The sequence below is a fragment of the Salipiger bermudensis genome (assembly GCF_017309175.1).
Taxonomy (GTDB): Bacteria; Pseudomonadota; Alphaproteobacteria; order Rhodobacterales; family Rhodobacteraceae; genus Salipiger; species Salipiger bermudensis.
The window spans coordinates 24469-37287 of sequence record NZ_JAEKJV010000027.1 but is presented as its reverse complement, the minus strand read 5'-3'; the positions used below and the strand labels follow the sequence as shown (position 1 = coordinate 37287).

The following is a 12819-nucleotide window of genomic DNA, read 5'->3' as shown; positions in this document are numbered from 1 at the left end:
GCTGGCCCGATACGGCTGCGCTGTGTGAGGGCTACACCGCATCGGGCCAGCTACCCGGGCGCTCCAAGGGGGTCATTTTTGGATGCCGATAGGGGGTCACGATTGGCTGCCGATTGACACAAGGCGCAGCTATTGACCGCTCAGAGCCCATACTGTGAATCCGGTTTTCATGCTGCGCGCGCTCGCAGCGCGCCGATCTGCTGCACTGCCGAATTTCTTTCTTTGCATGGCAGAGGAGAATGCAGCCATTACGTCAAGCCGCGGCAAATTTGAAACCTAGAATTCACGGGTCGCGGACAGAGCGGCCAATCAATCCATCCGACTCAATGACCATTTTTGACCAATTGCGAAAGCCCCCATTTAGACGCTCCTTTCCCAACCTCATGCCGTCTTTAGGGAATCCGTAAGCTGGTCAATGGTCGCCTTGTCCGTGCGTCCGTTGGTGACACAGGCCCGCAAAACCGGTTTTCCCTCGAACATCGCCTTGGAAATCCAGAACCGGCCATCTGCGTGAACCGCATCAACATAGCGTTGTACAGCATCGTGTCCTTCCGGTGGCACCATGCAACTTACTCCCATGAGAGACCCGTTTGCCTGCAACCATCCCGCCTTTTTCAGATTTTCCGTGAAACGGTTGGTCAGCCGAATAGTGCGTTCTACGTGGTCGCCGTACCCATCCCATCCGGCGGCCCCAAGAGCGAGGAACAGGCGCAATCCAACGAAGCGGCGCGACCATTGGTTGGAATTCACATAGAAATCCTTGGCTGCCTCGCTTTCAGGCATGTAACTGGCCGAGATACGGAAAACCTGTGCAGGTATGTCAGGGCGTGAGGTCAGAAACATTCCAGCCCGGCTTTGTTGCGCAAAGAGGATGAAGGCTGCACTTCCCCTTTCCCCGGACGCACTTATTCCATGGGGCGTTGTTGCGCAAATCCAGGGGGATTCATCTCGTGAATCCAGCATGCTAGCCGGGCAGCATGAGCAAACCTCCGAAGACGACCTACAAGACCACCAACTGGCACAGCTACAATCAGGCTTTGAAGCAGCGAGGTTCGCTGACCGTCTGGTTCGATCCCTCGATGCAGTGGGAGGCGGTGCCGTCCGGGCGGCGCGGCCGCCAGCAGTCCTATAGCGATGCTGCGATCCAGGTCTGCCTCGCCCTCAAGGTCCTCCTCGGCCTGCCACTCCGCCAGACGACAGGGTTCGTGGCGAGCCTGCTGAAGCTTTCCGGGCTGGACTGGTCCGTGCCTGACTTTTCCACCTTGTCGCGCCGTCAGAAAACCTTGGACGTCGTTGTCCCGTATCGCGGCTCCAAGGGACCACTTCACCTTCTCGTGGACAGCACCGGCATCAAGGTGGCAGGCGAAGGCGAGTGGCATACGCGCAAGCACGGTGGCTCGCGACGCAGGGTTTGGCGCAAGATCCACCTCGGGATCGACGAGGAAACATTGGAGATCCGGGCGGTCGAAGTCACCTCCAGCAATGTCGGTGATGCTCCGATGCTACCGGACCTGCTTGCCCAGATCCCGGCGGAGGAGGAGATCACCACCGTCACGGCCGACGGTGCCTATGATACCCGTGCCTGCCATGACGCCATCGCCGCCCGCGATGCTGCTGCTATCATCCCGCCTAGACGGAATGCGAGACCCTGGAAGCCGGACACAGCCGGAGCCCGGGCGCGAAACGAGATCCTGCGGGCGTCAAAGCACTTGGGCCGGGCGCTCTGGCGCAACTGGAGCGGGTACCACCGCCGCAGCAGGGTCGAAACAAAAATGAACTGCGTGAAACAGCTCGGCCAGCGGTTGATGTCGCGGGACTTTGACCGCCAGGTGGCAGAGGTCCAGATCCGCGCGGCGGTCCTCAACCGCTTCACGGCACTCGGTATCCCGATGACCGTGGCCGCAGGATAAATGTGTCCGGGGAAAGGGGGAGTACGGTCATCAGCTGATTTGCGCAACAGCGCCATTCCATGGGCTCGGTGACAGGTATTCCGAGCGCGGTGTAGCCGTTCAACACGGCGGCGCGGACTTGGAGTTCTGCGACCTGGCGATCGAAGTCGCGTGCCATGAGGCTCTGCCCCAGTCGCTTCACGCAATGCATCTTCGTCTCGGCGCGGCTCCGGCGGTGGTATCCGCTCCACTTTCGCCAGATGGCGCGACCGAGGTATTTCGATGCGCGCAGCGCCTCGTTCCGCGCAATGGCGCCTGCGGTAGAGGGCTTCCAGGGCTTGGCGTTCTTGCGGGGTGGTATAACAGCATCGGCACCGCGGTCGGCGACGGCGTCGTGGCACTTGCGGGTATCGTATGCGCCGTCCGCGGTGACCGATCCGATCTCGACGTCCGCCGGGATCTGATCCAGCAACTCGGGAAGCATCGGCGCATCACCGACGTTGCTCCCGGTGACCTCGATGGCCCGAATTTCCAGCGTCTGCTCATCGACACCGATATGGATCTTGCGCCATAGACGACGTTTCGCGCCGCCGTGCTTGCGCGCATGCCACTCGCCTTCGCCTTCCGCCTTGATGCCGGTGCTGTCGATGAGCATGTTCAGTGGCCCCTTTGAGCCACGGTAGGGAATGTCCACGGCCATAGTCTTCTGGCGCCGGCTGAGCGTGCTGAAATCCGGCACACTCCAGTCGAGACCAGCCAGACGCAAGAGGCTCTCGACGAAGCCAGTCGTCTGCCGGAGCGGCATGCCGAACAGGACCTTCATCGTCAGGCAGGTCTGGATCGCGGCGTCGCTATACTGCGGCTGACGGCCTTGCTTGCCTGTGGGCGGCGGCACCCAGACCATGTCCGGATCGAACCAGATCGTCAGCGAACCCCGCTGCTTCAGCGCTTCGTTGTAGGGCGGCCAGTTCTTGGTTTTGTAGCTCGGCGGGAGAGGTCTGCTCATGCCGCCCAGCTACCACGCTGGATTCACGAGATGAATCCTACATCCGCCTTTGCGCAACAAAGCCTTCCAGCCCCCATCGTGGTGGCGAACCATTTATGTGCGTCAACCGTGATCGAGTCCGCCCGTTCAATGCCATCCAACACAGATTGCCCTGCCGTGCTTGCCATCATCGCGCCACCCCAGGCCGCGTCAACGTGAAACCACATGCCATGTTTCTGCGCCAATGCACTGCAAGGTTTGAGCGGGTCAATCATCCCGGCATTCGTGGTGCCAGCCGTGGCCACGATCAGGACCGGAACGCAGCCGCTTTTCAGATCCTCATCAATGGCGGTCGCAAGACAACCCACATCCAACTGGCCCTGACCATCGGTTGCGATTAATCGAACGGCGTTGCGCCCGATGCCTGCCGAATGCGCCATCTTCAACCATGCAAGGTGGCTTTCCTTCGAGACGTAGATCGTCGGCTGACCACCGAATTCATAGATGCCCTTGTCGCTGTAATCCGGACATTTCGCCTGCAAGGCACATAAAACAGCCGTCGAATTGGCCTCGGCACCGCCACTGGTAAAATGCCCTCCGGACCCTATGGGAAGTCCTGCGCGTCGGGCCACTTCATTGATGACATGCTGTTCGATTTCGACGGCAGCAGGCGCATGAGAATACACACAGATTTGCGGATTGAACATCGACGCGATCCGATCTGCACATTCTGCGGCAAAGGTAGGTGCCGGATTGAACAGGCCAAGATATCCCGGATGAGTCATCTGCACACTGCCAGTTTCGAGCGCATCAATCACCCAGTCCATCAGCGGTTCAAGATCTTCCACCTGCTCAAACCGCTTGGATTTCAACTCCTCCAACCAATCAGGCGTTAATTCCGCCGAGGTTGCGTTGCGACTGGCGTAGTCACGGCGAGCTTGGTTGAGGCGCTCGGTCAACGCGTTTTCAACGTCCATCAGTTGGTCAAAGTTTGGGAAGAGTGCGTCGCGTCCGTGCATCGGGAAATCCTGTGATTACTTTTGAGGGGAAATACCGACATTGAAGTCTTCCATCGACCCGAAACATGCGGTTTTTGCTCGGATTCTATTGCAAAGCTCACGATTCTGATGCGGATCAATGGCGGCTATTCGCGCATCGCTTCAATATGTGCGAAGCGCAGAATTGGTCACTAAGGGCTCAGACCAGCCCAATGCATCCGCGGCGTGCCCCAAAGAATAGGCGACCTGACAACGGCCATTCAAACTGCCTGTAAAATTCAGGTGTCAGCGCGGTGCTGATGTCTGGGCTTGGCGGGAGGATTGGAGGGAGCACTATGCCAAGAGTCCAACTTCCCGCTGTCACCCCGAAACGAAGAGCCTGGAACAAGGGCCGGATCATCGGCCAGAAACGACCACTGTTGCCGAAACAGGTCTGGGCAATCCGAGCGCGGCTCGAACTGGCGGGCAACCTGCGCGATCTTGCGCTGTTCAACGTGGCAATTGATAGCAAGCTTCGCGGATGCGATCTGGTGAAACTGGCTGTAACCGACCTGGTGAGGGATGATCGCGTTCGCGAAAGAGTGTCCGTGATCCAGAGCAAAACCAAACGGCCCGTTCAGTTCGAACTCTCTGAAAACACGCGGAATACCATTACCGCATGGATCAAGTCGCCGGAAATGATCGGCTGCCGCTTCATGTTTCCCAGCCGGTTTCACGACCGCCCGCATATCTCAACGCGCCAATATGGCCGGCTTGTGCGGGATTGGGTGGCGGCGATCGGGCTGGAGCCCAGTGGATACGGCACCCATTCGCTGCGCCGGACCAAAGCAGCGGAGATATACCGCAAAACCGGAAATCTCAGAGCGGTTCAGCTTCTGCTCGGACATACCAAGGTTGACAGTACAGTCAGATATCTTGGCGTCGAACTTGAAGATGCGCTGAGTATCGCCGAGCAAATCGACATTTGAACCACCTTGGCGGGCGGCTCTTGCCGTTCGCCAATCCTGAGCGGACCTGCGTTCGCGACGCAGCCGTGGTTCTGACGACCCCACACCAGAAGTGCCGATTTCTCGCTGCGCGCGCTCGCAGCAAGAATTTCACCGCGAGCGCTTCGTTCTCAACGCCGCTGCGCATCGTGTAGTGCAGCCATTCATGCCAAGTGCAGTGAAGTACTGATAGGCATTAACGGGGTTGCGGGCCAAAGGCGATCTCCATCATTTGATAGCCGGTCCAAGAACTGGGGCCGAACGCGGCTTTAACTCGGAAACATCGTCCTCATTATTTCGTACCACGCGCATCAATTTGCCTGACCAGATGCGAGTGACCAACAACAGTTTCGCGCCAATGGCTGCAACGCGCGCAATAGATCAAGGGCTGCGGATGGTTGTACTGGTGAACGATTTCGGCTCGATCAACATCGACTCCGCGCTGATGAAATTACGGGGCAAGGACACGATCGAACTTACCAACAGCTGCATCTGTTGCACCATCTCAGGCGATCTATTCTATGCGATCGGCGACACCCTTGGTCGCCGCCCGCGCCCCGATCACGTAATTGTCGAGGCAACCGGCATCTCTATCCTCCGTTTTCCTAAACATAGCTGAGAACCACGTAACTGGAGGAGGAGCAGGGCCGCGAGCAACTTTGGATCGAGTATGTTACACAATGCTACAGCCACCAGTTTGTCTTGAGGCCAAGAGCCCCTAGGAAAGTGGATGGTCTCTTGCTCCCTCACTCTTCTCGCAGGAATGTTCGCCCAGGTGGAGCAGTGCCAATCACGTTTTCGCGCGGTTCCGGCTCGGCCAGATGCGGGTTCAGACGGTAGATCGCGTAGCTCGCGCAGGCCACCACAGCCATGGACGGGATTAGCATCGCGAACGCGACCAGCGTATCCGCGAAAAATGCGCCGATCGTACCGACCAACAACCCTGCGCTCATCTGCAGGAATCCCATCAGTGCTGCCGCCGCCCCGGCGATCCGGGGGAAGGGCGCCAGTGCGGCGGTGGACATTGCTGGCACCACGAAGGCGATGCCGAAGGCATAGATGCCCACCGGGACCATCACCCGGAAGGTTTTCGGGTCATCCGCCCAGAGAAGCGAGAAAATTAACAAAGCTCCTAGGGCGATGGCACCCAGCCCAGGCCAGACTAGCCGGTATGCGCTGGTTCGTTTCATGACGGATCGCGCCACCAGTGCGCCCGAGAAGAACAGCCCCGATTGCAAAAGCATCGCCAGGCCGAATCCGCTGGGACTCAGACCGATCTGCCCCATCAGGATAAAGGGCAGCAGTGTCGCCTGCGCATAGATTGCCCCAACCGAGCCCGCAACCGTCAGGCTCGCCGTCATGAAATGCCGGTTGCCGAGCAGCCGAAGATAAGACCCGCCCAGGGCCGCCAGCCGCAGCGGTTGCGGCGCAGGCAGGGTTTCGCGCATCGCGACCAACGCGACCAGCGCAATAGCAAGGCCGAAGAGGATCATCACCGCGAACACCGATTTCCACCCAACATGCAGCACGAGCAACCCTCCAATCGTCGGCGAAACCGCCGGGCCGACCGCAAGAATGATGCCGATCATGTTCATGATGCTGGACGATTCGTCGCCCTGGAAACAATCGCGTACGATAGCGCGCGAGATCGCCACCCCGGCGGACGCGCCAATCCCTTGGGCGAAGCGGGCAATGGTCAGCGTCTCGATTGTCGGCGCCAGCAGCGCGCCCAGCGACGCAACGCAGAAAATCGCCGCGAAGATTACCGTCACCGGACGGCGCCCGATCGCATCCGATAGCGGCCCCGCGACCAGCTGGGAAATAGCGAAACCGGCGAAATAGAGCGTCAAGGTCAGTTTCACGACCGCCTTGCTGGACTCGTACGCTGCAACCACACCGGGCATCGCCGGCGTATAGAGCGCCATGGCAATCGGACCAATCGCGACCATCAACCCGCCGATCAGGCTGACCCGCTGCGCGGTCATTGGCGGCGCCGATGCGAATTCGGTGGATCTGTTCATGTGGCCTCCAGTTCTGCGATGCCGCCCGTGCCGGCAGCGGCATGCACCGGATCGGGCCAGCGGGCCTCTTGGCCCGCCTGTATCTCCCCATTAGCAATGCCCAACCGCGTGGCCGGACCTGGAAAACGTCCGGGATCCGGACCAGAGAGAACGGGGATTCCCGTAACCGCCACGCGATTGTCATAGTTTCCCGGTCAGTTCCGGCACGGCCTGGAAGAGGTCGGCGACAAGCCCGTAGTCGGCCACCTGGAAGATCGGCGCCTCTTCGTCCTTGTTGATCGAAACGATGATCTTGGAGTCTTTCATACCGGCAAGATGCTGGATCGCGCCCGAGATACCCACGGCGATGTAAAGATCTGGTGCAACCACCTTGCCGGTCTGACCGACCTGCAGGTCGTTCGGGGCGAAGCCCGAGTCCACGGCGGCCCGCGAGGCACCAACTGCGGCACCGAGCTTGTCAGCCAATTTCTCGATCAGGGCGAAATCTTCCTGACTGCCAACGCCACGCCCACCCGAGACGACGATACCGGCCGAGGTCAACTCGGGGCGGTCACTTGCCGCAACCTTGTCTTCGACCCATTCGGAGAGGCCCGGGGTGTCCGCCACCGAAATGCTCTCGATCGGGGCCGAACCACCTTCACCAGCCGCGTCAAAGGTCGAGGTCCGGATGGTGAGCACCTTCTTTGCATCCGAGGACCTGACGGTCTGAATCGCATTGCCTGCATAAATCGGGCGCTCGAATGTGTTGCCATCGACAACGCCCGAGACATCCGAGATCACCATCGCATCAAGCAGGGCTGCGACACGCGGCATGATGTTCTTGGCGTCGGTGGTGGCGGGGGCGACTATGTGCTCGTACGCATCAGCCAGCGAGGCGATCAGCGCAGCGGTGGATTCCGCAAGACGATGACCCAGCGAGGCGTCCTCGGCGACCAGCACCTTGGAAATGCCGTCGATCTTGGCGGCGGCCTCTCCGCCGGAAGCGGCAGACCCACCGCAGCACAGCGCGGTCACTTCACCCAGTTTGGTAGCGGCGGTGACGGCCTTTGCGGTCGCGTCGAAAACGAGTTCGCCATCTGTGACTTCGGCGAGAAGAAGAACAGCCATTACACAGCCCCCGCGTCTTTGAGTTTTGCAACAAGCTCGTCGACCGAGCCCACGATTTCACCAGCTTTGCGGGCCTCGGGTTCGTCGGTCTTGACGATCTCAAGGCGCGGCGTGACATCGACGCCGTAATCGGCCGCGGTTTTCTCATCCAGCGGCTTTTTCTTGGCTTTCATGATGTTCGGCAGCGACGCATAGCGCGGCTCGTTCAGGCGCAGATCCACGGTAATGATCGACGGCATCTTGACTTTGATCGTCTGCAACCCGCCGTCGACCTCGCGGGAGACCAGCGCGTGATCGCCTTCGATGTCCAGCTTCGAGACAAATGTGCCCTGCGACCAACCCAGCAGCGCCGACAGCATCTGGCCGGTCGCGTTCATGTCGTTGTCGATCGCCTGCTTGCCTGCCAGAACGATACCCGGCTGCTCTTCCTCGACGATCGCCCTGAGGATCTTGGCCACCGCCAGCGGTTCGATGTCGGTATGGATATCATCGGCGGCCACAACCAGGATGGCGCGGTCGGCACCCATTGCAAGCGCGGTGCGCAGCGTTTCCTGGGCTTGCTTGACCCCGATCGAAACCGCGATGACTTCGTCTGCCTTACCGGCTTCCTTGAGACGGATCGCTTCTTCGACGGCAATTTCGTCAAAGGGGTTCATCGACATTTTCACATTGGCAAGATCGACACCGCTTCCATCCGCTTTGACGCGGACCTTCACGTTATAGTCGATCACGCGTTTGACAGGCACGAGCACCTTCATGGGCATGGTCTCCAAGTTGTTGTTTGGAATTGATGAAACGACTGAAGGCCGGTGGTTGCGCGCCGGAGGAACAGCGCGTGTGCCTTCATCGGGTTTCACGGTTGCAAGGTTCAGTAGATGCCGAATGACATGAAACTCTTCAGATATCGCGTTGCCGACACGCGCCTCGGGTTCGGTGCAGGCAACGAAAGGGTCCGTGAGGCAGGAGGATCTTCGGTCGTTTTCTGGCGGCGGCTTTCATCCCCGCCGGGGCTGGAACCATTCATGTCATTCACCACCTGCGCTATCCCTCTGCCGCGGGTCGGGCCAGCTGGTCCGCGAAAACGGACAGCAGTTTGTGTTTCAGAATCTTGCCTGTCGGCGCAGCCGGAAGCTGGGTTGTCAGGATGATGCGGGATGGTCGCTTGTAGCCTGTCAAACGATTGGCGGCATAGGCGGCGAGCGCCTCCTGGTCCAGCGCCGCCGGATCTGCGCACTGAACAAAGGCGAGGATTTCCTCGTCGCCGTTGACGGAATTGCCGATCACGGCTGACTGGATCACGTCAGGGTGGTCGTTCAACGCGGCTTCGACCTCGGGCGGGTAGACGTTAAAGCCGCCGCGAATGATCAGTTCCTTGCAGCGTCCCACAACGTGCAGATTGCCCGCCTCGTCCATCTTTCCAAGATCACCGGTGCGCAGCCATCCGTCTGCGTCAATGGCGCGTGCGGTTTCTGCCGGGTTCCTGAAATATCCCTTCATGACCTGCGGGCCGCGGACCAGAATTTCACCGGCATCCGGATCGCCCTCCGCGCCGACCGAGGTGTCGAGCCGGATTTCAGTCTCCGGCAATGCAAAGCCCGCACTGATATCGGGAGACCCGATGGGATTGCGGGTGCTGCAGACGCCGGCGGTGCTTTCCGTCAGCCCGTACCCGTTTTGCAAGGGCAGCCCGTAGAAAGCCTCGGCCTTGCGTTTCCATGCCGGATCAAGGGGGGCTGCGCCGGAGGAAACATAGCGCAGTTTACTGTTTTCGAGCCGCGAAAGCCCCCGATCCTTGGCATATTGCATCAGCAGGGCGTGCATCTGCGGCACCGCGGGCAGAACGGTGGCTTTGTCCATCAGCGCCGCATACAGGGCGTCCGGACGAAAGCGGGGTTCAAGCTGGATCGTCGCCCCGATACCGCAGGCGGCCATCAGCATAGAAGCAAGCCCGAAAACATGGGTCAACGGCAGCACGCCATAGATCCTGTCGTCCTGTCTCATGCCGCGCAGCTCAGCCGAGGCCCTGCCGGCAAAGCGCAGGTTGGCGTGTGTCAGCATCACCCCTTTGGGGTCGCCAGTGGTGCCGGTCGTGTAGAGCAGAACAGCGGTTTCGTCCGGGCCGCCCTCGACCACTTCCGGGGCGCTGGCACCGGTGACGGCTATGGCGAAACTTCCAAAAGATGTTTCCTGCGTTTCCGCGCCTGCGGTCTCCGTATGTGCCGCCGCTTCTTTGGAGGCTTCGGTTGTGAAGACAGTCACGCGCGGCGTTGCATGCGCCATCACGCGGGCGATTTCGGTTGCGGTCATCCGCGCGTTGATTGGCAGCGCGTAGGCCCCGACGATGCTGGCCGCAAAAATGAAGACCGCCGTCGTGATGCAGTTTTCAGCCACGATCGCGACGCGGTCGCCCGGCTGCACGCCCCGGTTTTGCAACAAGGTGGCGGCTTCGGCGATCGCCGCCTGGTATTCAGTGTATGTGATCTGGTGGCCGCTGCCATCTATCAGGGCAATCGCATCGGTATAGGCACGCGCGCTCTCCTCGACAAGATGATGAATCCGGAAGCTGTTTTCGGTCATGATGCCAGCACCTCTGCGCGTTGCGTTGCAAGGGATTGGGGACGCAGGCGCGCCAGCGCGACACCTGCCTCTTGTTCCAGTTGGGCGACAATGTCTGCCAGCGGGGCGATGGCGTCGGTCAGGCCCAAGGCCTGTCCTGCGGACAACATCCCGCGCGATACGTCGCCGGTTTCATATGCCTTGCGGCCAATCGCACCGGACACATAAGGCATCAGTTCGGCAATGCTGATATCGGGGTTATCTGCCTCAAGCTGGCGCACGATCTCGGTCGTTTCGTTGCTGAGCGTGCGCACCGTGTTGCGCACGCTGCTCATCGTCAATGTCGTGTCTCGTTCGTTGGCTGCCACCAAGGCCCGCTTGTATTGCGGGTGCGCCGAGATTTCCTCGGACACCAGAAAGCGCGTGCCGATCACGACGCCCGCAGCGCCGGAGGCCAGGGCCGAGACGATCTGGCTACCGGCACCGATGCCGCCGCCGATCAGAAAGGGGATATCGAGTTGGCGTTCGGCCAGCGCCTGGTTGACCATGCTTCCGATCAGATCGAGCCCGGGGTGGCCGCCGCATTCCGCGCCGACGATGGAGACCATGTCGACCCCAACTTGCTGTGCCTTCACCGCGTAGCGCACGCTTGGCACCTTATGCAGAACTCGGATGCCAGCGTCCTTTAGGAACGGTAAGAAGGCTTCGGGATTGCGCCCCGAGGTTTCGACAAAGCGTACGCCCTCATCCGCGATCAGGCGGAAAGTGTCCGCAATCCTTTCGCCTTCGACCAGTTTTGGCAGCATGGAAACGTTGACGCCAAAGGGGCGATCACCGCAGAGCTTTCGGCACTTTGCGATTTCGGCGCGCAGGTCGGCGGGTTCGGGAAAGCTGGCCGCCGTGAGGAAGGACATGATGCCGGCATTGGCACCGGCAGCCACATAGGACGCATCCGAGAGCCACATCAGACCACCGGCGACAATGGGCAGACGGCACCCATAGGTCCGAGTAACGGCGGTGTCGAAGGTCGGATCTGTCATGTGGTGCCTCGCGCTTTGGTAAAGTCAGGACGGCGTTTTTCGAGGAATGCGGCGATGCCTTCGGCGGCTTCCGCGGCAGCAATGGCATCCGCCATTGCATCGCGTTCAGCGTTCATCTGCTCCACGCGGGATGACGTATGTGCGCTGTTGACCAGCGCTTTGATGCGGCCCTGGGCACCGGATGGCCCGGCGCCAAGCCTCTCGGCCAGCGCAAGCGCGGCCGGGACAACGGCGCCCGCAGGTTCAATCTGCGAGATGGCCCCAAGGCTGAACAGGCGTTCTGCCGTCACCGGCTCCCCCAGCAAGGTCATGCGCATCACCAACTCGCGTGGCAGGTGCGCGGCCAATGTGCTGGTCAGGCCACCATCAGGGACCAGGCCGGCCTTGACGTAGGCGGCGGTGAATGTCGCATCCCGGTCAGCCACGATCATGTCGCAGGCAAAGGCAAGCGAAACACCGGCACCAGCCGCGCCGCCCTCGACGGCGGCGATTACCGGTTTCGGGCAGTTCAGGACCGCGCGGATCACGTCATGCAGTTCTTCAATCCGCGCGAGACGCTGATCTCGGGGCATCTCCCGGCGGGTTGCAAGCAGGCCCAGGTCGCCACCAGCGCAGAAATATCCGCCGTCTCCTCGCAGGACGACCGAGGTGATGCGGGACTCTCTGGCCGCAAGGTCCAGTCCATCGACCAAAACGCGATAGAGGTCGGGCGACAGCGCATTACGCTTCGAGGTGTTCGAATTGACGACAATCAGGTGATCACCGTGGTCTTCGCAACGGGCAAGCTCATGCATCAGCCGTCACTCCCTTTCGGTGCGTCCAATTTGTCCGCTGGGACGCGTTTGAATACACCCGTTGCCGTGGCGATCAGCCGACCTGACCCGTCCCGCAATTCGCCATCCACGAACAATAATGAGCGGCCACCACCCACGATTTCACCGGTTGCGATCAGTTTTGATTTCTCGGTCGCAGCAGCGACGAACTGCGTGGTGAGCGAGACGGTCAGGAACGGTGCGCGGCCGCTTGGGTCAACCGACAGGCTGGCGGTTGCGCCCATGGCGCTGTCCAGCATCGTCGTGGCGATGCCACCGTGCAGGACATTGTGGCGATTGAGGTGATGATCCGTTACCGACAGCGTGCAACGAGCACGCTTGTCGGGTTGTCCGACGTCAATGACATAGCCGATCAGCCGCTGCGTGCCGGTTTCGTCTTTTATCAGATCGCCCGCCGCCATGGA

Annotated in this window: 13 protein-coding genes; 3 read left to right on the top strand and 10 right to left on the bottom strand. The window is 60.5% G+C overall.

From position 1 onward, the window contains the following. Positions 1 to 381 precede the first annotated feature (381 nt). On the bottom strand, positions 382 to 843 hold the full coding sequence (locus JF542_RS23280) for a hypothetical protein (RefSeq protein ID WP_207077591.1): 462 nt from the start codon (positions 841 to 843) through the stop codon (positions 382 to 384). 134 nt (positions 844 to 977) lie between these two features. On the opposite strand from JF542_RS23280, the gene JF542_RS23275 reads away from it, so the two are divergent. Continuing rightward, a complete protein-coding gene (locus JF542_RS23275; RefSeq protein WP_207077590.1) occupies positions 978 to 1910 on the top strand; it encodes an IS5 family transposase in 933 nt (310 codons plus the stop codon). Here JF542_RS23275 and JF542_RS23270 read toward each other — a convergent pair. Then, positions 1870 to 2895 (bottom strand): IS5 family transposase, encoded by a 1026-nt coding sequence (locus tag JF542_RS23270; protein WP_242533908.1) that lies wholly within the window; start codon positions 2893 to 2895, stop codon positions 1870 to 1872. The two genes, JF542_RS23275 and JF542_RS23270, sit on opposite strands and share 41 nt — an antisense overlap. 23 nt (positions 2896 to 2918) lie before the next feature. After that, complete coding sequence (locus JF542_RS23265) at positions 2919 to 3893, bottom strand: pyridoxal phosphate-dependent decarboxylase family protein (RefSeq protein ID WP_207077589.1); 975 nt, start codon at positions 3891 to 3893, stop codon at positions 2919 to 2921. Positions 3894 to 4207: 314 nt separating this feature from the next. Here JF542_RS23265 and JF542_RS23260 point away from each other — a divergent pair, with 314 nt between their 5' ends. After that, a complete protein-coding gene (locus JF542_RS23260) occupies positions 4208 to 4840 on the top strand; it encodes a tyrosine-type recombinase/integrase (RefSeq protein WP_207077588.1) in 633 nt (210 codons plus the stop codon). A 352-nt stretch (positions 4841 to 5192) separates the two neighbouring features. Next, positions 5193 to 5477 (top strand): GTP-binding protein, encoded by a 285-nt coding sequence (locus tag JF542_RS23255; RefSeq protein ID WP_224888558.1) that lies wholly within the window; start codon positions 5193 to 5195, stop codon positions 5475 to 5477. Positions 5478 to 5604: 127 nt separating this feature from the next. Here JF542_RS23255 and JF542_RS23250 read toward each other — a convergent pair whose 3' ends face one another. The 7 genes from JF542_RS23250 to JF542_RS23220 form a co-directional block, all read right to left on the bottom strand. Further along, positions 5605 to 6879 carry a multidrug effflux MFS transporter gene (locus tag JF542_RS23250; protein ID WP_207077587.1) on the bottom strand — a complete coding sequence of 425 codons (1275 nt, stop codon included), beginning with the start codon at positions 6877 to 6879 and terminating at the stop codon, positions 5605 to 5607. Between the two features lie 180 nt (positions 6880 to 7059). Then, entirely contained in the window at positions 7060 to 7986 is a 927-nt protein-coding gene (locus tag JF542_RS23245; RefSeq protein WP_207077586.1) for an electron transfer flavoprotein subunit alpha/FixB family protein, read from the bottom strand. Further along, positions 7986 to 8744 (bottom strand): electron transfer flavoprotein subunit beta/FixA family protein, encoded by a 759-nt coding sequence (locus JF542_RS23240; protein ID WP_207077585.1) that lies wholly within the window; start codon positions 8742 to 8744, stop codon positions 7986 to 7988. The genes JF542_RS23245 and JF542_RS23240 overlap by 1 nt, the downstream gene beginning before the upstream one ends. A gap of 283 nt (positions 8745 to 9027) precedes the next feature. Continuing rightward, on the bottom strand, positions 9028 to 10563 hold the full coding sequence (locus JF542_RS23235; protein ID WP_207077584.1) for a class I adenylate-forming enzyme family protein: 1536 nt from the start codon (positions 10561 to 10563) through the stop codon (positions 9028 to 9030). Continuing rightward, complete coding sequence (locus JF542_RS23230) at positions 10560 to 11582, bottom strand: NAD(P)H-dependent flavin oxidoreductase (protein ID WP_207077583.1); 1023 nt, start codon at positions 11580 to 11582, stop codon at positions 10560 to 10562. The genes JF542_RS23235 and JF542_RS23230 overlap by 4 nt, the downstream gene beginning before the upstream one ends. After that, positions 11579 to 12376, bottom strand: a complete 798-nt coding sequence (locus JF542_RS23225; RefSeq protein WP_207077582.1) for an oxepin-CoA hydrolase, alternative type — start codon at positions 12374 to 12376, stop codon at positions 11579 to 11581. Before JF542_RS23225 ends, JF542_RS23230 begins: the two co-directional genes overlap by 4 nt. Then, positions 12376 to 12816, bottom strand: a complete 441-nt coding sequence (locus JF542_RS23220; protein ID WP_207077581.1) for a PaaI family thioesterase — start codon at positions 12814 to 12816, stop codon at positions 12376 to 12378. The genes JF542_RS23225 and JF542_RS23220 overlap by 1 nt, the downstream gene beginning before the upstream one ends. Positions 12817 to 12819: the final 3 nt, after the last annotated feature.